This window comes from Algoriphagus sp. Y33 (assembly GCF_014838715.1).
Taxonomy (GTDB): Bacteria; Bacteroidota; Bacteroidia; order Cytophagales; family Cyclobacteriaceae; genus Algoriphagus.
Genome location: NZ_CP061947.1, coordinates 884,829 through 911,608, shown reverse-complemented (window position 1 = coordinate 911,608; position 26,780 = coordinate 884,829). Strand labels below are relative to the sequence as shown.

13 protein-coding genes are annotated in these 26,780 nt (G+C 47.3%); 12 read left to right on the top strand and 1 reads right to left on the bottom strand.

Annotated elements, in window-relative coordinates; all coding sequences use genetic code 11:
- The first annotated feature begins 100 nt into the window (after nt 1-100).
- Both ID165_RS03740 and ID165_RS03735 read left to right on the top strand, forming a co-directional pair.
- Entirely contained in the window at nt 101-2,839 is a 2,739-nt protein-coding gene (locus ID165_RS03740; protein WP_192349053.1) for a PQQ-dependent sugar dehydrogenase, read from the top strand.
- Between the two features lie 29 nt (nt 2,840-2,868).
- The gene (locus tag ID165_RS03735; protein ID WP_192349052.1) at nt 2,869-3,903 is read left to right on the top strand and encodes a sugar phosphate isomerase/epimerase; all 1,035 of its coding nucleotides are present in this window, start codon (nt 2,869-2,871) and stop codon (nt 3,901-3,903) included.
- Nucleotides 3,904-4,137: 234 nt separating this feature from the next.
- Here ID165_RS03735 and ID165_RS03730 read toward each other — a convergent pair whose 3' ends face one another.
- Nucleotides 4,138-4,788, bottom strand: coding sequence for a 4'-phosphopantetheinyl transferase superfamily protein (locus ID165_RS03730; RefSeq protein WP_192349051.1), 651 nt, complete (start codon nt 4,786-4,788; stop codon nt 4,138-4,140).
- Between the two features lie 229 nt (nt 4,789-5,017).
- Here ID165_RS03730 and ID165_RS03725 point away from each other — a divergent pair, with 229 nt between their 5' ends.
- The 10 genes from ID165_RS03725 to ID165_RS03680 all read left to right on the top strand — a co-directional run bounded on the left by ID165_RS03725 (nt 5,018) and on the right by ID165_RS03680 (nt 26,754).
- Nucleotides 5,018-5,269: a hypothetical protein gene (locus ID165_RS03725; RefSeq protein ID WP_192349050.1), complete on the top strand. Its 252-nt coding sequence runs from the start codon at nt 5,018-5,020 to the stop codon at nt 5,267-5,269.
- A 447-nt stretch (nt 5,270-5,716) separates the two neighbouring features.
- Entirely contained in the window at nt 5,717-6,298 is a 582-nt protein-coding gene (locus ID165_RS03720; protein ID WP_192349049.1) for a hypothetical protein, read from the top strand.
- Nucleotides 6,299-6,318: 20 nt separating this feature from the next.
- Nucleotides 6,319-6,990 carry a hypothetical protein gene (locus ID165_RS03715; RefSeq protein ID WP_192349048.1) on the top strand — a complete coding sequence of 224 codons (672 nt, stop codon included), beginning with the start codon at nt 6,319-6,321 and terminating at the stop codon, nt 6,988-6,990.
- Nucleotides 6,991-7,001: 11 nt separating this feature from the next.
- Entirely contained in the window at nt 7,002-7,778 is a 777-nt protein-coding gene (locus ID165_RS26870; RefSeq protein WP_192349047.1) for a hypothetical protein, read from the top strand.
- 7 nt (nt 7,779-7,785) lie between these two features.
- Nucleotides 7,786-9,333: a hypothetical protein gene (locus tag ID165_RS03705; RefSeq protein ID WP_192349046.1), complete on the top strand. Its 1,548-nt coding sequence runs from the start codon at nt 7,786-7,788 to the stop codon at nt 9,331-9,333.
- A 50-nt stretch (nt 9,334-9,383) separates the two neighbouring features.
- Nucleotides 9,384-18,929, top strand: a complete 9,546-nt coding sequence (locus ID165_RS03700) for a DUF6603 domain-containing protein (RefSeq protein ID WP_192349045.1) — start codon at nt 9,384-9,386, stop codon at nt 18,927-18,929.
- Nucleotides 18,919-20,424, top strand: a complete 1,506-nt coding sequence (locus ID165_RS03695; RefSeq protein ID WP_192349044.1) for a hypothetical protein — start codon at nt 18,919-18,921, stop codon at nt 20,422-20,424. Before ID165_RS03700 ends, ID165_RS03695 begins: the two co-directional genes overlap by 11 nt.
- 4 nt (nt 20,425-20,428) lie before the next feature.
- On the top strand, nt 20,429-21,370 hold the full coding sequence (locus ID165_RS03690) for a hypothetical protein (RefSeq protein ID WP_192349043.1): 942 nt from the start codon (nt 20,429-20,431) through the stop codon (nt 21,368-21,370).
- The gene (locus ID165_RS03685; protein WP_192349042.1) at nt 21,367-25,338 is read left to right on the top strand and encodes a hypothetical protein; all 3,972 of its coding nucleotides are present in this window, start codon (nt 21,367-21,369) and stop codon (nt 25,336-25,338) included. The genes ID165_RS03690 and ID165_RS03685 overlap by 4 nt, the downstream gene beginning before the upstream one ends.
- A gap of 24 nt (nt 25,339-25,362) precedes the next feature.
- Nucleotides 25,363-26,754 (top strand): hypothetical protein, encoded by a 1,392-nt coding sequence (locus tag ID165_RS03680; protein WP_192349041.1) that lies wholly within the window; start codon nt 25,363-25,365, stop codon nt 26,752-26,754.
- The last annotated feature ends 26 nt before the right edge of the window (nt 26,755-26,780 follow it).

The window sequence follows — 26,780 nt, the reverse complement described above, 5'->3', positions numbered from 1 at the left end:
AATATTAATGCGTAAATTTTACACATTAATATTTTTTCTCTTTATTGTGTAAAAATAACACAAACAAAACAACTTCATTGCCCCTTTAACCACACTTCGCATGGGAAAAATAGTCAAAATCCTGGTGTTCCTTTTCCTCAGCATACAGGCAATTGCACAAGTGCCGGAAGAAAACAGGTTTCAAAAGGTTGTTTTGGCAGATCAGTTGAATGAACCTTTGGAATTGGCAATTCTTCCGGATGACCGCGTAATTTTTATTGAAAGACACGGATTGGTAAAGCTGTACAATCCCATTAATCAAAAAATCGATCAAATAGGAAAAATAGCAGTAAGCACAACCTATAATCCGGAACCGGGAGGCAGTCCACAGGAGGCTGAGGACGGATTGCTGGGTCTTGGGATCCATCCTGATTTCAATGTTCATCCCTGGGTTTACCTTTATTATTCCCCTGCGGGAAAAGATCCAAAAAACATACTGGCAAGGTATACCATGAAGGATGACAAACTGGATCTAACATCTGTTAAAATCCTGCTTGAAATCCCTACTCAAAGGGATCATTGTTGCCACACAGGCGGATCGATTGATTGGGATTCAGATGGAAATCTATATCTCTCAACGGGGGACAATACAAGCCCGAGAGAATCGGCAGGCTATACGCCTATTGACGAAAGAGAAGAAAGATCAGCTTTTGACGCACAGGGTACTGCCGCAAACACCAATGATCTGCGCGGAAAAATCCTGAGAATACACCCTGAAGCAGACGGAACCTATACGATTCCGAAGGGCAACCTGTTTCCACAGGGCACCCCGGGGACAAAACCGGAGATCTATACGATGGGACATCGTAATCCATACCGGATCTCCGTGGACAAAAAGACAGGTTTCCTGTATTGGGGGGATGTAGGACCGGATGCAGGACAAGACTCCATCGGCCTTGGACCCGCAGCTGAAGATGAGTTTAACCAGGCAAAGGCTGCAGGTAACTTTGGATGGCCTTATTTTGTAGGAAACAACAAAGCTTTTTGGGATTTCAACTTTGCCACTAATCTATCTGGTGAACAATTTGACCCAGAACATCCACGTAACAATTCTCCCAATAATAGCGGAATGATTGATCTTCCTCCGGCTCAAAAGGCAATGATCTTTTATTCCGCCGGAGAATCGCTTCGTTTTCCTTTACTCGGTAGTGGTGGCAGAACGGCCATGGCAGGCCCGGTATTTCATGAATCTGATTTTAAGAAAGCCAAGCGGCTCTTTCCTTCCTACTATGAGGGCAAATGGTTCATTTATGAATGGATGAGAGATTGGATCATGGCAGTCACCTTAAATGAACAGGGAAATTATATCCGAATGGAGCCTTTCCTCCCAAATCTCGAACTGGAGCATCCCATTGACATGGCATTTGGCCCACAGGGAGATCTTTATCTTTTGGAATATGGCCAAGGTTGGTTTATGGCAAATCCCGAGGCTAAACTGGTCAAAATTGAATATAATGACGGAAATCGCAAACCAATAGTAGTGGCCTCTGCTGACAAGTATGCGGGAGCTGTCCCATCCAACGTAAATTTTTCATCGAAAGGGACACTGGATTATGATCAGGACTCCCTGGAATATTCCTGGGAAATCTACTCACCACACGGAGAGACTTTAGCCCTTTTGGAAGACCCTAACCCAACATTTCAGTTTAATGATCCCGGAAAATACCGTGCAAAACTCACAGTAACGGATTCAAAGGGATTGCAATCGAGTCAAGAATTGAATCTAACAGCCGGAAATGAACCCCCAATCGTCACATTAAGATTGCTGGAAGGAAACCAAACCTTCTTCTTTCCGGGAAAAAAAATCACTTACGAAGTTGAGGTATATGACCAAGAGGACGGGTCACTCAAAACCAATCAAATCGCCGAAGAACTAGTTCTGGTAAAAAGTGGATTTCACAACAACGGAGAATCATCAGCCGGTACGCATGCTGCCGGAGCCAATCCGCATAGTCCGCAAGAAGTACTTTCAGGCAGGGTTTTGATAGACAAAAGTGACTGCAATGCCTGCCATATGACCGATAAAAAATCAGTCGGTCCATCCTATCTGGATGTTGCCACCAAGTACAAATCTGATCCGGAAGCTTCTAAAAAACTTTCAGAAAAAATCATAAAGGGCGGGGCAGGAATTTGGGGAGAAATCCCGATGTCACCTCACCCTGCACTAAGTGAAGGGGATGCAAATCAAATGGTACGTTACATACTAAGCTTGGCGGAAAAAACGGAAGAGCCGAAACTACTCCCGACCAGAGGAGAGCTAATACCCAATAACTCCGATGGGTTAAAATCCGATCTTACCGTATTTAAACTAAGCGCTAGCTACACCGATAAGGGTTACAATGGAGTACCCTCCATCACCCGAGCCGCTGCTATTGTCTTGAGAAGCCCTAAGCTTTTGCTAGGTAATGCAGATGAAGTATCTCCTACAATCATGAAATTTAAAATGGGTGAGACCAACCTGTTGATTGTCACCTCCCCTGATACATTTGCAGGATTCAGAGAAATTGATCTTACAGCTATTCAGGCAATTTCCCTTCAGGTTGCCGCACCTGTTGAACAGTTAAATTCTCAAGGAGGAGTCATCGAAGTCCGAACAGGGAGTCCCGAAGGACCATTATTAGGTCAAACTGAATTTATAAAACCATCCAGCGATCCTGATTTGCTTACAGGAAACTCAGAGCCACCTTCCTACCGGGTCCCCATACCAGCCAGGCAGGGAATACATGACCTGTATTTTATATTTAGAAACGACCAATCCAAAGGCGCCTTGTTTGTGCCCTTCTCTGTGACTTTCGAATAAAAATTATTTTCAATCAAAATTATCAAACTATGGAATTATCGAGACGGGATTTTATCAATAGGATGGGTCTTGCAGCCGGTAGCTGTGGCCTTGCCGGTATTTTTCCCAATTTGTTGACTGCAGGAAGTCTAGATCAACGCAAGTTTACATTCGAACTATCCCTTGCCCAGTTTTCATTCGCTTCCGAATTATTTTCCGGAAAAATGACCATGCTTGATTTCCCCCAGCGGGCAGTGAATGAATTTGGGGTCAACACGTTGGAATACGTATCCGGATTCTTTAACAACAAGCATCTAGACCCTGTTTTCATGAAAGAATTGAAGAGCATCTGTAATGATTTGGGAGCAAAAAACCACCTGATTATGGTAGATGCAGAAAACATTGCCTCACTGGACACTGCTGCAAGAAAAAAAGCAGTGGAAGGACATTATAGCTGGGTTGATGCAGCAAAGTACCTGGAATGCAGTGCCATCCGTGTCAATTTAGGGGATACAATGGCAGCCTTAACGGGAAAAGCAGAAGAAGGAACCCCGGAAGAAGTCGCCAAAGCGGCCGCGGATGGGTACAATTCCCTTTTGGAATATGCGGAAAAAGCTGAAATCCATGTTATTGTCGAAAACCATTTTGGGTACTCTACAGATCCTGACTGGTTGATTGGGATTCTTTCCCAGGTACCTTCTTCATTTAAAGGGCTTTTGCCTGATTTTGGGAATTTCTGCCTGGAACGAAGCAAACCAGACGGAGCTGATCTAAAAAGTCTGATCAACACTACCTGCCTTCGTGAATACGACCGATATGAGGGAGTAAAAAAGATGATGCCGTATTCAAAAGGAGTAAGCGCAAAGACACACCGGTTTGATGCGGAAGGCAATGACTTGGATACTGATTTTTTCAAAATGTTTGAATTAATCAAGGCTTCCGGATGGTCGGGTGGATATGTTGGAATTGAATACGAAGGAGGCCTCATGAGAGATTTAGGCGGAGACCACAGCTACCTGCCAAATGAACAGGGGATAAAAGCAACCAAAAAGCTGCTCGAAAAAGTGCTGACAGAATTAGGATAACCACTCTAAACCTAAATTAACTGAGAATTTTGCTCCCGAGTCTCCTTTGATTTTTATATATGCCAATCACTCCAATTTGTTGTATTGGAAAGCACTTCCTCATTGGTTTCTATAATAAACCCTATCACATTATCGTCAGGCAAAAGGTAAGTGCATTCAGTTCCGAAATCAGTTAATTAAAAATAAGAAACCTCCTTATTTTAATTTTACTAAATGTTAAATTAAAAACGCTGTTTATATACAAATTTTTTCAATATAAATATTCTCTGGCTTTATCATTTGATCACATGCTATATGAACAAAATACTTAGGGTCAAAAGGGATATGTTGAATGAACCATTTTTGTGAATGCAGGTAGGCCAATTTTGAATTGTTCAGAGCTATTTCCATTGGCGAAATAGAAAAACCGCGACCATCAGCTTTAATTACAGCCTCTTTCATTGTCCAATGAGCTATTAATTCCGCATCAGTATCATTTGCATTATCAAATGCTTCTAGTTCATTTTCCGTGAAAACCTTTGAAAAATCATTAAGATTCAGCGGACAAACTTTTTCAATATCAATCCCTATTCTCACATTTAGCGCAGAAGCGCAAACAACATAGTTTCCTGCGTGAGATAGATTAAAATCAACATTCGAACCTGGTAGATATGGCCTGCCATTATCATTAAATCTAATAGAATCGAGACGAAAATCACTATATCCAAATCTCTTTAACGAGTGAACAATTAGGTACTTCCCAATCATGAAAGCCTGAGAATCCATTAAAGAATGAAAGCTCTTCACTTTTTCTCTCATTTGATTGGTTAATAGTTCAGAGATACGGGCATAAGCTTCGAACGATAGATCTCCATCATTTCCAGCCACTACAACATGAATTTCCATCTCAACAAAATTAATGATTCTACTACCAATTTAATGAAACAGCTATCTTACTTATAGAGAAAAAATTAAGAATATCCGCAATATTTCCGGTAAGGACGATAATTTTTAATTAAACATTTGCATTGCTATTTAAATTTTATTATAATTATAGTGATTATTAAAATTAGAAATTGGTTTCCAATTTTTTAGATTCAGAAATTTTTCAATTAACCTAAAATCTTTTAATGCAATGTCCTTATCAAAAGAACAACAACAGAATTTTGAAGCTTTCAATAAAAGGCTTGGATTTAAGTCCGGAACGCTGTCTTCCTTCCCATTAGGAAAAAAAGCTACAGAGGGAAGGGTAAGACTTTCCAAGGACCCGGCAAAATCATCGGGACCCCCGAAGATGATAACCGTCAATACTATTGATGAACCTAAAGCCCTGATCAATGCTCCGGATACAGGAAGCGATGACAGGTCGACTATTTCCGTCAATTAACCTGGCGGCGGTAAAATCAATGGCAGACGCCCATGAAAAAAATGACTCAGCGTTAAGGAAAACAACCTGAGTAGTAACGGGTATTTACAAACATCCGCTGTTTATGGGTGAACTTTGTGCGAATCGCAAAACATGTTCTCAAAACTGGCAAACAGGCTGATTCTGAACTTCAAACCGGGATTTCAATACTCCCATAGGTAAGCCTTATAAACCGGTTTAGACCCACCTATTTTAAAAAAGCCAAGTTCTTGCCTATTCCTGAAATCAGGTTTTAGGAGGGGACTCCGACATTCAATTTTTGACGTGGTGAGTAATTTAACTGTATATCCATGATGTTAAAAAGCCAACTGCGTGCCCAATTAACCAATTAATTAGTTTATATCGATTAAATAATTGGTAATCAATTTCATACATATCATTAAACCATCCATTTAACCTTTTAAGATCATGTCACTATCAAAAGAACAGCAACAAAATTTTGAAGCTTTTGCAGCTCGTTTGGGATTCCAGGCAGGAGAGCATACCGCCACCCTTTCAACGGAAGGCTTTATAAAATCAGCAAACAGCAAAAAAAGGGTTTTATCAAAAGATCCGGCTAAAACCACTACACCCCACAAGTTGATTTCTATAGGTCACATTGATGCCCTCAAAGCGGCGATCGGTGCATCTGATGATGAAAACGATAGTCATATCACTTATCCTGCGCCACTCAATCTGGAGGCTAACCAAAAAAGAAGAGATCTAAGCAGTGATCAGATTCATCACCTGAAAAGAATTGCCCATGCCTATATCCATGGCAACCCAAGCAAGATCAGTGAAAGCGATAAAGCTTTAATAAACAACACTTTGTTTCCTACGACCCTGGCTGCTTACTCTGAGCCAGACTACACTGTGAAAACTGGAGAGGTACTGGAGTTACATGCCGGAACAGTAGCCAATTACGGGGTACTTACCGTTGAGCCAGGCGGAGAAATACTGGTATTGGGAGATGCGTCTATGAACTGTCAAGTATTTATTCAACAAAGCTAAACTTATTAACATTAAAAACTATGGCAACAGATAGCACTATAACCTGTACGGTAAAAGACCCTATTAGCCCGGCAAAGGCAAACAATGGCCACGACGGGACAACTCCTACTGACAAAGGGACAGCAGGAACCAATGGTTCAAGTCACTATGACGGAGGTGATTGCACATGGAAGTGTGACCAACCACCCACCGATGGTAAACCAGGGCTTCCCGGTGGCGATGCCACTGACGGCACGCCCGGACAATCGGGACAGCACGGCCCTATTTTCACCAATGTGGTAGACGTACTGGAGGGTCATATCACCATTGTGGTAGGCGCTCAGGACGGTCAGGCAGGAGGTGATGGAGGAAATGGAGGAAATGGTGGCCCCGGAGGAGACGCAGGAGTTGATCCAAATGCCAGCAAAGATAGTAACGCCTGTGCGGCAGCTCAAAATGGACCTCCAGGTGTCGGCGGTAATGGTGGTAATGGTCGTGATGGTGGTAAAGGCGGCAATGGTGGTCAGGTATATCTCTACTACCGCCAGAATAACAACGCAAGTTGGGATGTTGTCACCAATCAAACCTCTGGCGGCGCAGGTGGAGCCGCTGGCAAACAGGGAACCGGATCTACGAACGGTAACCCCGGCAACCCGGGAAATCCAGGCGATCCAGGTGCCGCCCCTATTGTAAACGTCCTCCCAAAATCATAATCAAAACATCCATGAAAGAAGAACAACCACCTCAATCCGTCACAACAGACGAGGGGCAAACTCCTCCCACCATTCTGATTTTAGAGCCCGGGGAGGATAACTCTACACCCAAAAATGGGGTGAATGGAAAAAATGGTGACCCGGGAGATAACGGAGAGGATGGTGACCCGGGAGATGACGGAAAAGAAGGAGGATGGTTTAGCAAAAGCGAATGTGCCACATCGGGAAAAGATGGAACAGATGGAACATGTGGAACTCCAGCCACTTCAGGTGGAAATGCCCCTTCGGCGCCCACCTTTACGCTGACATCGGATGAATTTGAACTACAGCGCGTACTTTACATTTTGAGTACCGCCGGAAACGGGGGTAACGGGGGTACCGGCGGTACTGGGGGTACTGGTGGTAATGGTGGTGACGCAGGAAATAACCCTGACGAATCCTGGTTTGAGAAGCATTGCACCACCCCTGCGTTAGGCGGCCGGGGTGGTGATGGTAAGGATGGAGGAAGCCCGGGAGATGGAGGCCACGGAGGCAATGGAGGTGATATCTATATCTATTACAACACCACCCCTAATCTCGCTCTTTTCAATCTCGACAGCCGTTCCGGAGTTGGGGGTGATCCGGGAAATGGCGGAAAAGGAGGAACAGGAGGAACAGGAGGAGCCAACTCAAAAGCAGCCGGAGGCGGACCAGGCCCGGGTGGGGCTAACGGAAACAGTATGGGTCCCGGAACTCCCGGGAACAATGGAAATCCCGGAATAAAAGTTTTAACAAAGAAAAACCCGTGACCCTATCATGGATATCAACCTACTCCAACAAACCCTGGTGCAACTGGCAGGAGAAGCTGCCAACCCGGAGCTGACTACCAATTCACCACATTTACCCGACACCTGGAAGACCCTGACCACCCAGTCAGTTTCAGCGCCCACGGTTGGTAATATTCAGATCCTGCTGGCTTACGGCAATGTAGGGAGCGATGTGATCGCCTGCATGGCCGTAGGTTTGCCCTGGTCCAACTTGCTCGGTGAGTACCACTTTGGTTTTACCCCGCAAAACAAACAAATGCTGCCTACAAGTGTGATGGGCGATCCGCAGGGAAATTCTACTATCCTTAGCTTGTATGCCGTGGCTTACAATTATCTGAGATCTCCGGCCTGGGATAGCCTGTCCTATTTAAATAACACCGGAGTAGCCGGAAAACCATTGTACATCACCGGAATGGGCCTTGGAGGCCCGTTAGCGCAAATTGTAGCCCTAGACTTCCGGCCCGGTCAAAAAGGACCTGCTAACCAAAACATACCGTTCACTTCCCAGCCTCCATCGTATGCCTTTAGTTCCGGAAATATCGGCACCAAGGACTTTCAAAGTCTCTATAATCAGCGGGTAAGCGAAGCATATCTGGTAACGGCGGGGTCTGCCGCATTACCTGTTGACCTGTTTCCGAGTGAGCCTTCCGGCTCAGCATCGGACTTTGCTCCCTTAGGTGCTTCAGTTCCGGCGACAGCCCCCGTTCCTCAGCTATATTTTACACCATGGGAAGTCAGAGACTCTGTTTTTTATCTGAAGGCTTTAGGGGGAACGCCGCAGACTTTTACCGCTTCGCCCACTTCTATTCCCAATCCGTCTTCCGGGTTTAGCCAGGCATTGGCATTCTCACTCGGAAAAATGACGGCCATGATCTATCAGCAAGCTATGCAACCCAACACCACGGGCTTCCCAGGCACCTCACCATATGTACTGGTTGAAACCATTGATTATGCAGGAAGCCTTATAGCTGGAGTATTTACCAACCCAAACTGTGTGGTCATTGCTTTTAGGGGCTCTGTTACATTCGAGGAGTTTCTTTCGTGGGACGCTGCCACAAGTACAGCCAGCACTCCTTATGGGCAAACGGTAGCAACCGGAGCCAATAATGTTTACTACAAGGACCCCAACAACAGTGGCACCACCCTCGCGGATCAAATAAAAACCCAGGTCGCAAAATACAGCGACAAAAAATTATACCTGACAGGACATGGTTTTGGCGGCGTACTGGCTAACATGGCAGCCGCAGATCTGACCTTTAACCAGACTGAACCTCCCCCCATAAAGGGTATTTATACCTTTGGAGCTAATTATTGGGCAGGAACGGCCTTTTCCTTCACCTTTAATGCCAAGCTTGGGACCGTTAGTTATCAGGTTCTTCGCCCACAGGACAAAATTGCCACGGCACTGAGTAGTCTTCCGCTGTTCAATCCCGTGGATAGCATCGTTGTTCTTAACGGCACATTAAAAGTACCCGGAGACACCAGTCACTCACTGAGTGCATACCTAAGTTTACTTGACCCTAGCAGGGCTATTTAACCGACATCTCATTATGATACTTACACCAAATAAACTGACACCACGTGGTAATGCTATCAACCTCCTCCTTTGAAGAAGATGTAACTGTTCTTCAATCACCGGACTCAAGCTTTTCAGGTCTGGATCCAATACTTGGTAGTCTGGGAGTGCTTACCGGGCTTCTTAAAAAAAATGAAGATGATTCCTACTCATTAATTCCTGAATGGTTCAATAACCCGTATGTGAACACAAAAGCGGGAATTGTTAAGAATCCGGCAGAATTTAACACCTTGTTTGAAGAACTTCTAGGGAAAATAGGAGGAAATTCTTTCGGCATACCCGTTCAAAACCCCAGCCTTTTAGGCAACTGGTTTCCTATCAAATACCAAAAGGATGGCAAAGATGTAAATACGGGTGTATATGCAGTAACCTATCAATCAGGAAGCAGTACCGTCATAGGTGTAGGAGTCTATCATGCCTGGGAATTTGGTAGTCCGCCAACATTGCAGTCCGCAGTGTGGGGGCTGATCCCTTTCGTTGCTATTGATGCAGAGGATAGCAATGACCCGGTAAAAATGACCTTTGTAACAGAAGGCTTCCCGATCGTTTTCGGAGCAGCAGTCAATGGCCCGGATCCCTCTTCTCCACTTATAGATATCAATGGCATTCAGTTCAACGGCGTTAAAGTCAATGCCAATATTGACCTGGCAAAAGAAATAGCCGGAAAACCGCCGTTTGAGCTAGGAGTGGAAATTATTGGCCTGCAGTTGGCCGGTGAAGACAAACCGTCCAACCGGTCACTGTCTGACCTGGAAGCTATCACTGCTGAAAAGATCATGAATACGGCCTCCAGCCTTTTTGTAGGTGGGCTAAGCAAAGTATTCCCTGAACTCAGCGGAAACATTCAGTACTTCCCCCCCCTTTTTGGTTTAAGCTCGCAGGTACCCAAGGTTGAAGGCGCCCCAAATGCCACACTCCCGATACTGAAATGGTATGAGTTGTTCAATGCCGCCAAAGACAATAATGCAGAAACCATTTTCCTGAACTGGTTCAATACCATTGCCGCTGACAACAACACACTAAAAACCTGGCTTTCCTGTCTTTCAGGATTCCTTAAAAAAGAGGTAAATGTCTCCGGTAACGGGTCACGCACCTCCCCTTTCCTGATCTCTCTACTGGATGTGAGCAGCATTGGTACCTTAAGCCTCGCCATGGGAACTGAGGTGGTTGGGGAAAGCACCCGCGTACTGTACCCCGGCATGGCCTTTTCAGGATCACCTATCGAATTTGGTACCTCCGGCATAGTTTTTACCATGCAGGTCGAGAGCGAACTGGCAAGGTTTCAGATTACGGGAGACGCCATTGGGCTCTCTCCTTCCATCAATTTTACCGCAAAGTTCAGCCTCAATAACAAAATAGAAGCTCAACCTCTGGCTGAATTTAACCTCGAAAACAAGGAATATTCCATTGGCTCCCTGGAAGGAGGCATGTCGCTGGGGTCAGACTCCAGTATGATGCCCTGGTTTGGCCTTAATGCAGTAAGCATCGGAAGTACGCATTACGACACACTGAACCTGCTCTCGCCCGGCCAACTGGCCGATGCAGGCGCCGCTGCCCTTAGCGAAGGCCTGCAAAGCCTCCTGGATTTCGGCACGGACAACAAAAAACTTTCTGATAGTATCGGGGCTTTAATTGGTTTACAATCCCCTTCTTCAGCAGGGGCCAATTGGCCGGAAAGCCTCGTACCTCCCTTCTCTCCCACAGGCATGGAGAAGTCCATCACCAACCCGATTGGTGCCTGGGCCAGCTATTACTCCAACGTACTTTCCTACCGGCAGCAGGTCTCCGGAAAAGAAGCTTTCTATTATGTAGTAGAATCCTTTGCCCAACTTCTGCAAGCCTCTACGGACTCCTTACCGATCAGCATCACCGGTTCAGGAACTCAGCAAGACCCCTGGAAAGCCGGGATCTCCGTTAAAGATCAAACCTTACCGGCTTACCTGTTTTGTTTTCAGGAGAGCACGACTGATTATATCAACCTGAATCTAGGCCTCGAACTTGCCCCGGAACTTACGGTGAAAGGCACTGACATTGTAGCCTCTCTGTCCCTGGATGCCGCCACCATCCGGCTACCAAAGGACGGTAATCTGAGCCATACCACGGCCAATTGGCTCTCCGGTGTAGCCGCACGACTCACCCTGCCCAAAGGTTTTGAAACGCCAGCGGTAGGTGGCATGCAGGTAAAGACAGACACGGCTCAGCTATCAGCCACCTGGAACCAAAACGGTGGCTGGTCATGGTCTATGCTGATAAAGGAACCAGCACTGGTGGTAGATGGAACCCCTACCGCTCTGGGGACCGACCTGAATTTTGATGACCAGTCAACTCTAGAGGATCTGGTGAAGCAAAGTGCATCGACCTTTGGCCCTTTCCTGGTTTCAGCATTGGGCACCATGCTCGTACGGACCCAGTCCAAAGCGGGCCTCTTCGTAGCCGGTGCAATGGGCCTGGTCAAAGACCTGTCCACCGCACCGGCATTCCCGAAAAACGGTTTGTCCTGGTCAGGCTTTGAACTTTATCCTTTTACCAGCTTCGACGACCCGTGGGCTGACTTTAACAAACAGATAGACCAGCTTTTTAATACGGACGCTAAAGGTAAAAGTGTGCTTGGTTTGCTCGCCTATACCATGTCCGGAACCGAAGATGCCCCGGCCATTTCCGGAAGCGGCACATTCAACGATCCCTGGATCACCCCCATACCGTTTGGCTTCAACTTACCGGTTTGGTATAACACGGACAAACAAAACCTTGGGCTCGGATTTGGTCGTCAGGACAAATTCAACTATCCCGGTTCAGGCACTGCAGAAATAGCTTTTAATTTGGAACAAAGGCTAAATCTGGTCGAATACTCCATTCAAAATCAGAAATTGGAATTTATTGATGATGTTCCCTCACTGAATTTCATCAGCACACTTTCCAATCCCAATGCCAAATTGGTTGATCTTGGAAGCATAGGTAGTATTGATAAAATTATGCTGGGCCTGACCCTGTCATTAGACAATGGCGAGGTAAAAGTTCAGCCGGTAGTTACTTTGGTCAATGCGCAGCTCGGCACAGACTTTCAGGCTGACCTGGTCACACTGGAACAGTTCCTGAGCGACAGCTTTGCATCAAACCTGCAATCTTCCTTTCTGGCCTTGCTCAATGGTGCTCTGCAGGCTGCTACAAACGTGGAAGCGGTAACCGGCAACAGCGGATTTCAAACCACCTATAGTCTTTTACAATTAATTGGCCTTACGCTGCCCCGGGCCAATGATCAGGCACCCTACGGCATCAATACCAGTGGCTGGAATGCCTTACTGGCCAATCCTGACACTTATTTAAAAAACCAGTTCCAATCTCTGCTGTTAGACCCAGCCCACAGAAAAGAACTGTTTAATTTCTTACAGGAAGTTACCGGCATTACCATCCCTTCCCTTCCTGAGCCTGCATTGCAGTTCCTCTCTGCACTGAATATCTGTGGACCTGCAAATCAGGGCTACCCGCTTCTGCCGGAGGCGGTGCTCCAAGTATTTACCAACCCTGTTCAGGGGCTTACCTCCAGATTTGAGAACTTTTTTACCGACGCCAATGCCGTAAGAAACCTGGCCGCTCAAATAGCTTCCAACTTACCGCCGGCGAACTATGGCCCGCTCACTTTCAGTGCCACGGCAAACGGGGTCATTTCTTTAAGCATTCTGCCTGAAAATGCCATCGCTCTTGGAGAATTTGTAAACCTGTATGGTAACCTGCAGCTCAACATCAGTGATGAAACCCTCACCTTCACCGGAGATATTTATATACCCAAGGTTGGGTTGACGCTGGCTTCATCCCTGGGTCTTCGCATGAACAATGGTGCCTTACAAACTCCCGCATTTGCTGTGCAGCTTATTTGGGGTGATGGACTGAAACCGGCTGCCAGCCCGCTGGACATATATCCTTTTAATTCATCGACTTTCGTTGACCAAGTGTCGGAACTGGCCCCGGCCTACACACTGAATATCCTCCTCAACGCAATATTCGAAGAGGAACTGCTTGGCAAATATGAATTCGTACAAAAAATCTTCGAAGGCCTGGGCATTGGCAAAGATGAAGATGGTATCTGGCGCATGCCGTCGCTCATGGGTATTTTATCCGATCCATTGGGCTGGATACTCTCAGACGAAGTACTGGGCACCAATGGTAATTTCAATGTATCTAAACTGATCGCCCTGCTGGGTAATCTGCCTGAGGTTAACTATAACGATATACAGGTGACACCTACCCCGGGCAAGGGGATGGAACTGACCGGCCTGCCTTACGGATTCAAAGTAGGCATGAACGGAGAAAACAACCTGGCTACTTTCAGTTTTGGAGTAGACACCATCTCTATTGTTAGTGATCAGGCAGCCATCAAGAACCTGAATTTTGGTGTAAGCCTCAACGAAAGCTATCAGCCCGCCTTTTCCGGAGGGTTAGACCTTGAGGCTACGATCCCGTCACTTCAGGATGGATTTTTCACCCATGTGGCTTATGATAAAGAATTTCAGTTCAGCATTTCACAAGGCACTCCTGCTCAACCCACCGGCCTAGGGGTACAGTTATTGCCATTCCAGGGATGGGGCACGCTGGCTGGACAAGCCCTGGCTACCGGAGCGGCAGTAGTGATCAATGATGTGGTGCCCAAATTAATGAACTACCTGCTAATCAAGTATCCAGCCGATACGACCGATGCAGGCAAGTTCTTTGCTGCCATGGACGGCTTCGCGACCAAAACGGATGTAAAAGATCTGGTCAACACTATTGTCAGTGCCTTTTCACAGGCATTAAGTGAGGGTATGAGCGGGGATGAATTACTTGAAAAATTGGAAAAAGTGGCCTTTACATGGGTCAAAGAACGTTTTTCAACAGCAAATGCCAACGACACGGCTACCGCGATAGCAGACCTGCTCAAACTGGCCTTACCGGCGGACGCTCTAACTGTGATAGGCGGGCAGATCCAGTACATACCAAGTGCCAAACTGCCCTTTAAGCTACTTGCCGGGCTGGACGCTACCAACTCGATTGGCTTATGGGCCGGGGCAGAGCTGCCTGATATGAAATTGCTTAAAATGGAGATTGCTCCAACCGGTGTGAGCTACAATCTGGATCAGGGCCATTTTGACATCTCTTTTGGGCTGGACATGGTCGTGCCCATCGAAAACCTGAATGGTCCGGGCCTGAGTATCAATTTCAGCAACGGACAATTTGATTTCGGCTTCGATCCGCTTGCAGATCCAAACAACCTGGCAACCCACTCTTCCCTGAATGTAGAGCTGCTGCCAAACTTCTTTGGAGGCGGTAATGTCGGCGACAAGGTTTCTTCCTGGGTACTCAGCGTGATCAAAGATGTACTGCCGCGCTATGTTTCTCTCCTGGTGCTTAATCAGGATCAGGTCAAGGCATGGTTGGAGGCTCCCCTGATCAAATCCTCCACGATTAGCCCAGTATTGCTCCTCGAAGCCACTCAACTGGTAGAAGATACCGACGGAGTATACGTCCTCAATTCATTCGATAACCTGGCTAAACTAACCCCTACGGAATTTTTAGGAAACTTCCTGTTTACGCTGCTCAAAGAGCAATGGACGTTGCTCACTTTCAGTGAAGAGGGAAAAATCATTATCGGCCCCAAAACCAAGGTGGAAGGCTACTATGGTTTGCTTATACAAGCACCAAACCTCTCCATTGCTGCCATCCCTAACCTTGTTTTCCAATTGGGAGGAAAAAATACCGATTGGATCAGCAACAGTGTAAACGGTACGCCGGAATTTGGAGACAGAGGAATTGGTTTTTATGTTCCTATTGCCAAAAACGGAAATGATTCTTACTCCGTAGACTTTACCCATTTTAACCTGGTATTAAACAATGTAGGCTTCGACATCATCGGTAAAAACGGGCAACCCATTGTGGATCTGAGCCGCTTTAAACTGGGTGCTGTAGATCCGCGTGCCTTGTTCGACCTGCAATTTCAGGGAGACCAGCCCATCAAGATGCAATTCGGGGCGGGTCTGACCATGGATGAAATGGGACTTTCCCTATCTCCGAAAACCATTTCTGAAGGAGGCGGAAATAACCCGATCGCCAAAAACGTGCTTGGATCAGGTGAATCCGACAATGACAATAAAACAACTGATCCCCGGTTCTCAGTTGATGTTGGCTACATCGATAAACTTTGGGTAAACCTGCGCAGCAACACCGGCAACGGTCATGAGGTGGTCATCCCTGTACAAAGAAGTTTCGGTCCACTGTATATTGAAAACATTGGCCTGGGATGGGAAGGAGAAAAAACGCCACCATTGCTTGACTTTATCAGTTCGGGAAGCTTTGAGCTGGCCGGGTTCAAAGCGGCACTTCAAGGTCTGCGTGTGGGCATGCCAGTCACAGCGCCTACCGATTGGAGCAAATACACGATCGATCTGGATGGGTTTGCCGTAGATTACACGGGTGGTATCACCATCAACGCCGGCTTCCTGAAAAGTGAATCAGATGGTATTGTCGAATATACCGGCGTGGCCATCCTCTCCGCAAAAAAATTCTCTTTGGGGGCTTTAGGGTCTTATGCTCAAATAAAGATGCAAAATGGAGATGCCTCAACTTCCATGTTCATTTTCGGAGTCCTTAATGCACCACTGGGAGGTATTCCCGCATTTTTCATTGAAGGTATTGCTGCAGGATTTGCCTATAATAGAAGCCTCGATATTCCAAGTATTGAAAACGTCGCCAACTTCCCATTGGTCAAAGGGGTAGCGGAAGGTTCCTTTACGGAAGGAGAGAATCCTATGGATGCTCTGATTAAACTGAATGATGTCATTCGTCCCCAAGTAGGTCAATACTGGTTTGCCGCCGGCCTTAAGTTCTCCTCCTTTCAGTTGTTAGAAACTACAGCCCTGCTTTTCCTTAGCTTTGGCAAAGACTTTGAATTCAACCTACTGGGAGTCTCTACGGCTACACTTCCTCCCAAAGTTGGTCCCAACCTGGCCCTGGCCTATATGGAGCTGGCCATCAAAGTCACCATCAGTCCGGCAGCGGGATATGTTTCTGCCGAAGCTCAGTTGACCCCAAATTCATTTGTGCTGGCCAAGGATGTTAAATTAACGGGAGGTTTTGCCTTCTACTTATGGTTTAAAGATATCCCGCTTGAAGATGGGGGAATGATCCACGCAGGAGATTTTGTGGTCACCTTAGGGGGGTATCACCCCGCATTCAATAAGCCTGTTTACTATCCGGACGTGCCTCGTCTGGGGATCAACTGGAAGCTGGATTTCTCTGTAGGGAAAGTATCCATTACCGGTGGCGCGTACTTTGCCATCTGCCCTACGGCCATCATGTCGGGAGGTTATCTGAAAATTGCCTTTGATGCGGGCCCTCTCATTGCGGGGTTGGATGCCTATGCCAACTTCCTCATCGAATGGGAACCTTTCTATTTCAATGTCGGCATCGGTGTAACGGTCTATGCCGGCTTCCAGACCACCATTGCGGGTGTTTCCGTTCGGCTGGTGGCTAAGCTGGGTTGTACGCTTGAGCTACAAGGCCCGCCGGTGTATGGCAAAGTGGAAGTAGACTGGTACGTGATCAGTTTCTCCATTCCGATCGGCAATCAGGAAAACCATCCGGGTACGGCAAGCCTGGACTGGTCTGCTTTTGAAGCATCGTTCCTTCCAGCCCCCACATCTTCCTCAGTAACCCCCGTCCAGTCAAACGCCAGAATGGTGATGCTCGCTGATGAAAACGCTCAGCAGAGCGATAACCAGCAGGTGGTCAAGTGGACGGCGCAAACAGGCCTGGAGCAGGACAGTAACGATGGTGAAGAAGGCACAGGTAAGAATGAATGGGTAATAAATCCTATACCCTGGAGGCTCACCGTTGAATCAGCGGTTCCAAGCAGCACGGTGACGGTTACCAACTCAGATACTTCCTTGCAGGGCAGTAGCCAGGTAGGTGTAAGGCCAATGGGAAAAGAAGATCAATTGCTCTCTCTGATGACCATTACTTTAACCGACAATTCAGGAAAAGCAATAAACCTTAAAGCCCGGAATATAAGCCTTTCGGCAAGCAACAACGGAGCCCCGTCGGCCTTGTGGTCGCGATCAGAGTTGAACCGGGAAATTGCCCCTGATCCCAATACCATGCTTATTCCCAATGTGCTGTTCGGACTGGAACTGGATGCCAGCCAATATGTGTATTCAGGGGTTGTGCCTGAGTTTCCGCTGGAAAACCTGGCTTATGTAGTCGGTGACGTCAGGCGATTGTCCTATGATTTTACCCCTAACTATCCGCCAGCAGCACTTTATCCTGCTGAGGACCAGCAAAAGGCCTTTACCATCATCAGGCAGTCCATCATGGATGTGACGGTGATTAATACCCGGAATGACATTTACCGTGCGCTACAGGCCTCTGCCATCAACGCCCCGCTAAACCCTAACCTATCAGTAATGGCTTCATCGGCCAACCTTATACTGCAAGACTTCCCGGTACTCGCCAGAATAGGGATCTATCAGAACAATGGTGAAGTGGAGCCAGGCAAGACTACCCTACTCCAACGTGCACCCCGGTCCCTGGCCGCCGAACCGGCTTGTATCCGAGAGCCTCAACTAATAGCACAACTGCAAACCTATAAGACCATAAGCAAGGATACTCCTGAAGCCGTTCACGTTCCCAAACTGGCCAGAAAGGCTAAAGGACAATGGAAAACCACCCATAAAATTGCCAGTGTAAGCTACCTGACCTCACTTGCGGACTTTGGCAGCACCCAAAGCAAAACGCTGTATGATGGTACCACACTGGTATGGAAGACTGACCCTAAACTGCCACTTGACCTGAAGCTACAGGGAGAGATGCCAAGCCTTATCGCGAGTTTTGATGAATATGGCAGCCTGCTGGGTTTTAACCATTTCAGCGGATCTGAAACTTTTGGGCTTCCTGCCGAAACGGGCCAGATCGTTGTCCAGGGATTTGAAACCAATCCTGAGGCGGCACTCGGCTGGCAAATCAACACCCACCTTTCCAAGATCAACGGCGGATGGTTCCTTGCTGACGGATGTTTGGTACGTGTACAAAACAGCAGACAAATAAAACCCAAAACGGGTCAGATCGGCCATGTAAAAGCCAGCGATCTGGTGGATCAAAACCTTGTAAAAACTTCGGGAAATACAACCAGAAAGGGATGGATCCAGTCGGTTTTCCCAAGGCAAAGCCAGGTGTTTGGCGTAATGCTGAAAGGGAAAGCAGATACCGGATCAATCAGGGTGGCTATTGCTGCGGATGAAGTGCCGGTCAAAACCGGAGAGTTCAAACCCACTACTGTCCAGGCCTACAAGGAAAATACGCTTTTATTATTCGATGCCCCTACCAAGGCTGAAACTTACTATGGGGTGATGATCTCTCTGATCGATCAGGAGGTAGAAGTGCTGGGCATGTATGCTTTGGGTAAAGACAGCGCAGAAAAAAATGAATTGATCCATAAACTTTCCATCGCACAGGGCGGAATTGATTTTGGCGATTCATCTCACAAAACGACCAGTGTTAAATTAATTCAAAAACAACAAATTGATGAGCAATAGTATCATTACCAATCCAGGAACAGTTGGTGCTGGAGACATTCAGTTTTTTGACTCCATACAGCCACCTCTTAAAACGGATGAGTATACACTTACCGCAAAACAAACGATCCAAAATGTAGTGGATTCGGGTGACGACCCGGAGTATGACGCTACCAAAAAGCTTATCATAGACGGTCCCAGGTTTGTTTTGAAGCCCAATAACATTCACTCTCTGTTTCCACCGGCAAACCAGGAGGGAAATTATGCAAACTTCCTCCCCAATATTGTATTTAACGACTTTAGCTTACCCTGGTCCAGAGCTATTAACCCCACGGACACCACCCAAGACGAAGATACTCCCTGGATGGGCTTGCTGACTCTATACGAAGCTGAATACCTGGAAACCAGCAGTACCCGTAAAATAAGCACCCCGCATACGGTCACTACCGGGCAACTCGTCAATCCGGGAGATGGGATCCTCCCTCCAGATCTGGGCAATGATTTCGAAGGAAACGATACTGATAAAGTTACCGTGGTTGATATAGACCTGAAGTACTTTCAAGCCATTGCTCCCAAGCTGGAGGAGTTAAAATATTTGTCTCACGCACGTGCAGTAAATACGGATGGAAAAGTGATTCTGAATATGGACGCAGATGGTTGCTTTTCCTTATGTATCGCTAACAGGGTACCGGGCACAGGTCAGAGAAACATGGCCTTGCTGGTATCCTTCGAGGGTCATCAAAATCACCTTAATGGTGCCGGCACCACGGGGAGCTATACCAAGATCAGGCTGGTTCATCTGGGAAGCTGGGAATTCACAGCAGCCAAGTTTGACCGGGAATTTCTCAATATGATGGAAGCCCTCTGTCAGCCTGGCAACGGAGGCACATCATTGATCCAACTGTCAATTGACAAGGCAACCGAACAAAACGCAATGGCAAAAGAAGCTTTGGATATCGGCTATGTGGCACTTCAAAACCAGATGCGGGTTGGAGAAAATGCCACTTCATGGTACCGGGGCCCGCTGGTACCATCACCTACAAAACGTGAATCATCGCAACTTCGGGACAATGGCAACTACGGCCCATACATCTACTCAGACCACGCCATGCACTACGATCCCGACACAGGTATTTTCAATCATGCCTACAGTGCCGCCTGGCAAATAGGGAGATTGTTGGCACTTTCAGATGCATCATTTGCCCAGGGGATGTTCAACTGGAGGGCAGACTATCTAAGATCCATAGTCAACCAGGTCAAACAGAAAAATACGCTCGCAGCAGCCGCATCCATTCAGGCTGACGGAGAAGGCGTTGGTTCAGTTAACCTGCATTCGGCCACGCGGTCCTTCTTTACAGACGCATTTCAAAAGGTAGCCTGGGACAAACTAAAAAGCAGAAAGCAAAAAATGCTCATTGATCAACTCCCTGCTGTATTCACAGAAGCAGAAAAGAAGGCCATCGAAGAAAATGACGAAGACCCACTCCTGAAATTACACCAAAAAAATAAGCAATAGAGCCATGGCATCACTAACAAATCGTGAAGACCTGCATTCGGATGTAGTAACCCAATTGGCACAAGCGCAGGCCGGCGAATACCCCCCTCCGGTACTCCCTGATAATCTAAAAAACTGGCTGGCGCAGCTAACCCTGCTTTATGGCGTGCCTGTAGAATATATGGTACCCGATATTAGGCTTTTACCCATCGAATCTATCCGGTTCTTCTACCTAGACAGAAACTGGCTGGACCGGATGGTTGACGGAGCTTTGAGCGTGGGTGTACTTTCTTCTGCTGATGCCGTTTTCAACCTTTCTTTCTTTAAACAGATCTATGATGAGGTAGATAAGGCGCAACTGACCCTAAGATCAACTTTGCGGGACGCACCCCCTGCCGACTCCGGCGAAGCAGGTGGCCCTATTACAGGTTTCATTTTTCGCTCACAGGTAGTTGCGGACTTTCCGGGGATAGAGATCAACCCTACACAGGGGGGAAACACCCTACCCATCATCCGCATGGATACCCTCTCGCCCAACACACTGCTATGCATGGTTTCCGGTGTACCGGATAAAGTGGAGTTTATTCAACCGGGCGAAGGCCTCCAGTTTGGGTTATTCCCGAACGACCCGCCACAGGATGGAAGTGATTTTCACTTGTTCCTGAGAGGTCTTGGGGAGGGTGGTTACCCTGCCGGAGTACAAATCGAAGACGGGCATGGCACCAAACTAAGAGGCTACGGTTCGTTCCGCTCAGGGGATGACCAGCCTGCCGGTGTCGTAAATATCAAGGGTTTAGTGGACAATATCACCACAACAATGCCCCCGGGGTCTCTGAAAGATGGTAAGCTGACCTCAGGTGGATTTGCCATTCAAATGACCAAAACCGCACAGAAACAACCCTATGAGTCAGGAAGCAACTTTCCTCCCTGTAATCCTTCTACCAACATTGACCAAGTAAAAAAATGAGCAAGAAATCCTCTGTCTGGCCCGGCCCCTCCCTGTTAATCCCTATCCCCACCGATGTATTGCTCATAGGTCAGGGAGATGTGAATGCACAGACAACATGGGCCAATCTAAAGAATGACTACTATGGTTTATGGCTGTTTGGCAGCACTGCCCAGCCTGCTCCATTCTCTAAAGGTACATGCCCTTCCGTTGGTGCCCATTTGATATGGACACTCCCCAATAGCCTCCGACAAGGACAACAACAAACTACCGAAGGGGCTCCTGTGGACTTCCCCAACGTTCCTAACCGGTGGTTGATCACCAGATTTGGTTATAGCAGCCCCGGAGCAGCTCCTGACAGCACGCCCACTATTGTTCAGAGCGACATCCTGGTGGATGCTGGAGGTGACATTCAAAATGTAAACCAATATCCCTATTATGAAGATACCAATCTGGGGGTTCGCCAAATAGGTACTCATATGCCACTGGACCAGTTCAAAGGCGAGGATTCCGGAACGGCTGAATTAAAGGCCGTGGGTCCCGGAGACATCACCTGGTCAGTAAGTTATGACAATATTCAAAATGTATTTGCCTTACATGACGACCTCCCCGATGAAACACAAACGTATACTTATTCCATCATTGGGTGGTATGCAGACCCTCAAAAGGATCCTTTGTATGGCTTACCGTCCGATACTGACAAAAACTGGCAGTCTTTTCTTGAAAGTCAATTTCAATGGACTTCTGAGGATGTGGAACAAGCTGTAGCCGACTGGCAGGCATGGCAAAAGCAATATGGCCTATCCGGCGCATGGGACCCATCATCGCTGAACCTCCCTGACCGGGCCAAAGCCATGATAGAAGCCTGGCATAACTGGCAGCAGCAAAACGGCATCACAACCGCCACTCCGGATTTACCCACTCAAGGCCTCTATCACTCCATGGTAGCCACTGTGCAGTGGAAAGGAAAAAATAAGTCTTACGGCACAGGAGCTCCCATTGGCTCAGAAGGCAAACAAAAATTACCAACATTGTCGATTGCCAACACTCCTGAGGCGGCAATTTCCACTTACATGGCGACCAAAGCATCGGAAGTGCCCGGTTCTGGCATTACTAAAGAAGACATTCCTAACCTGGCCATTGCTCTGGAAGCATTTCAGCGTGACCTGCTGTTTGACTTGCAGACAGATCCGGAATGGGCCCAAAGCATGATCCATGATGCGAAGTTTGACAAAAAGTACCACGGACAGCAATGGATCGTAGTCAGGTCAGATGGCTCATCAACGAATCCAGCCCTATCCGATGACAACCGTCAGGGGCAACAGTCCATTCCTTTAAATCCGGCACAGACCCAGGCACTCACTCAGTTGAACGCTGACCAGACTGCACTCAATGAGCTCGGATGGGCCATAACTACCCAGCAGCTTGAGCTCTATGCTTTGGCTATGAAAAAGGAGTACCTGATGTATAATCGCGCTACCATTGACCCAAACAATTTAACCCTACTGACTGAAAAAGTAGACAATAGCACCAAAGCAATAAGTAGTGCCCTTACCTTAAACCAGAATCAACAAACTACTTTACAAAATACAATTAAAACCTCCGCCGAAAACCTTCTGGCTGATCTGGGTGACGAATATATCTTAAAGGCCGTAGATCTGGATCCGGTGGCTTCCCCATCAGACCCCGTGGTGCTGGTCAGCGGAGGTGAGCTGGACACCAAGCTTCTCCCTCCGGAGCTGAATGGAGAATCGCAGTTGTTACCCACCCGCTTCACCGGACAGGCCATCACGGCCATCAGCGTAACGTATGCTCCTGTACAACAGGAGCCCATTGCGATCTCCTGGGAAGATCTCCTGGGCAAAATCACTTTGGCAAGTTGGAATGCCTTCCCGAAAGAAGTGCAGGGGCTATGGCTGGAAGTGCTTTTACTGGATACCGGCAATGCTCAACTGATTGCTTCTATCTATTTTGAGAAGGCGGGAAAAACTCCCCAGGGAAATCAGTTGGAAGAACTTACGGCAAAAATTCAAACCCAGCAAACCTCCTGCTGGGCTGATTTTGAAACCAAGCCTCCCACTGAGGCATTGACTGCAGCCTGCGGTTTTGAAGGGTTGTTGCCAGATCCTGTCGGAGTGGCCTACAGGCCTGACAAAAACCCTTGGACGCCCATATTTATGGACTGGAAGATCAAATGGTTTCCTTCCTCCTCTGAGGAGGCTGATGCCTTGAAGGACTGGGAGCTGGGCGAACTGGATTATTCATGGCTGGGATCAGAGCTGAAATCACCTTCTCCTGAAATCGTCTTTGAGGGGAGATCTGTTTTAAATCAAAAAACGACGCAAAATATCCAAACCAAGTTTACCACTTTTAAAAACGATCCTAACTATCAAAATTTACCCCAAAACACCATTGAAAACCTCCAATGGGTAGCCAATAATATTTCTTATATGGATCTTGTGACCCAGTCCATGGCGGGTTTCACGCTCCAGCTCACTACCGTGCTGAACACCATGAAAAACCAACCGCTGGATACCGGTATTCAGGATCTTCTTACGGGAAATTCATATTTCGATCCCGTCGCCGGTTCTACAGGTATCCGGGATGCGGGCCCGTTTTTCCCTATCCGGTCAGGGCATTTTCAGGTGCTGGACCTGTGGCTGGTAGACTCCTACGGGCAGATACTGCCGGGAAAAAGCAATTTATTAGGCCCTGACGATCCCATAGAAAACATCATTTGGTCTCCTGATATGACTACCAGCAGCCCCAACTACAGCGGTAGTGACACCAATAGATTTGGTCAGTTGCCTCCCAGAATCTCGCAGGATACCGTAATGACACCTCGCTTTTTACAGAGCGATAATGATGAAATATTTACCAATTCCTCTGACAGCACCAGCCCTATCTGCGGATGGGTAATGGCCAATTACCTAGATGATGCCTTGATGGTATTTGATGCAGGCGGCAACAGCCAGGGAGAAGTGATCAAGGTGCGAAGGGAAGTAACGGGAGATGACAATACCCTGACTATCCGCTGGGATGCCGCCCCGGGCACCAACACGGCGCTGGGTGCGGGTCCCGATTTACCAAATGCCCACCTTCAGGGTTTCATCGATGCCCTTTTAGCAACAGGAACCAGCAGCAGTGGCGCTCAGGCTTATACCGAACTGATGAATGCGATTGATTCAACATTGTGGTTAAATAACCCGCTGAAGGAAGGAAATAACCTCTCCATACTGCTAGGCAAACCGCTGGCCCTTGTAAGGGGCGAAGTAGAGCTGACCCTGTCTGGCAAACCCGCCTATAACCAAGGGTGGTTCCAGACCGGAGCGTATTATGACGATCAGGGCATTTACAAACCACAGGAGCCTCCATTTATGTCGGTAAAATTTAACGTCCGAATCGGTGACAGCCTCATGAAAAAAAATGGAGTGATGGGCTATTTCGTCAATGATGACTACACGAAATTTTATAAGGTGTATGGATCTACAGGCCAGACACAGGAGTTACAGCAGCTACTCAAAACGGGAGGAGCTTCCCTCTCCCTGGATCAGGTAAAATCTGCTTTAAGTAAATCGCCCCCCCCTTCTTCCGGCTATGTTATTACCGATCACCTGATAGCACTGGCTGCCAATCAAGGCCCCGTAAAGCTTACGTTGATCATGGATCCTACCGGAGATCTGCCGATCATACCAGGGAGCCTGCCCGGAAGTAGCATTTCCCTCCCTAACGGTCCGGTGACCGCAGCCATTGAAAACCTTTCCGCCACATTCAGAACAGGCCCGTTGCTGCTGGACTCCAATCAGCTCAGGATGCCTACACCTGCTGAAGTAAGGGGGGACTGGGCCTGGGTAGCCAGAAAAGATGTCACCGAATGGCAGCAGGATATGACGATTACGGAGCAAACCTCCCAGGCCGCCTTAACACCTCAACCTTTGAGTCTGATGGAAGGCTGGCTAAGCCTTTCCAACTTCAACAAAAACAATTAGTAACCAACTTGAGCAAATTGAACAATGAGCACACTACTTGACTACTCCTTTCTGCCCGATACCGTATTCGTTAACTCGAATGACAACCTAAAACTTGTTATCCAAAACCCTACCTCAGGAAAACCAATACCTTTTAAGGCCGGCCGCGGAGGAGACACGATCACTGTCACTTTTCCGTTTGGTGATAGTCAAGGTGATCTCGTTACCAATTTGAAGTTCGGTACAGGTAATGTTTCCACTCCATTTACCGTCAATAAGGTTGGGGATGACTTCGTCGTTACAGCTACGAAAGATACTACGCTGGATCCGGGAGATACTGTTCAAATTACATTCAACGACATTCCTGTCAATAACTCTACAGGTACGGCATATGTCACTATCAATGAATTTATTGGTATAAACTCCGGTAAAACATCCGTTTCGGTGACCAAAAAGGCACAAGAGTTGGGCGTAATTGTCTGGCTGGATCCTCTAATCGTTGGGTTAGGACAAGAGTCTAACCTTCAATTCAAAAGTGCAGCCAGTACCAGCGTAGTTATATCAGGCTACCCTGACGGAAAAGGTGAAAAAACATTTGAAACGCCTCCCTATTCAGGCAGCGACACTGTTGGCATAGGCTCCGATACGAATGCTCAACGGACTTACACTGCAACAGCCTGGGCCGGTGGCAATCAATCCCCGCCGGAATCCATCACGCTTACGCAAGTCCCGCCTTTGATTACTGTTTTTAGTCCAACGGAAAGCCAATCGGTTGGAGCGGGCGAGGAAGTCACCCTTACCTGGAAAGCCATGTACGAAAGCAGCAATGAAATGAAGTGGCTGCAATCCGTCAGAAGTAATGTGCGCTCCCCTTTTATAACCACGTCGGGAGCCGAGCTTACCAAAATATACAATATCAGGAACCATAATGCCCAGTTTATGCCAGATTCGGTGACTTATTCCATCATCATCAATGGCTTCAAACAACCCGCACAGCACGACTTTGTTGTCAAAGTAAAGCCCGTTCAGCTCTTGTATATCAAATACAAAAACCCTGACCTTACCGGGATCATGTTTGCAATTGACCCTTCGAATTGGGGAGCTTTTGTATCTTCCTTCGGGACTAACGAACTGATGCTAACTATTTACCAGCCAGGCCCCTCAACTGACATTTATTACCTCAGTAAAAACGATACCACCAATCCCATGATACAGTATTTTGATAGTGTGGATGGAGACCTGTCATGGATCACCACCAATCTAAAGTCGCTCACGTTAGATCCCGGAGGCATTTCCATAGATGAAAGTAAAATCAATACAGGAAGCAGCCCGATCCCCAATGATGCCACATCGGTGACCTTAACCGGCGTAGGTAATAATGGCCAATCCGTAAGAAGCGTTCTGAAAATTCCGAAGAGTGTAGCTGAGGAGCAATAGGCAGTCGGCAAAAGCAGTTGCGGTTG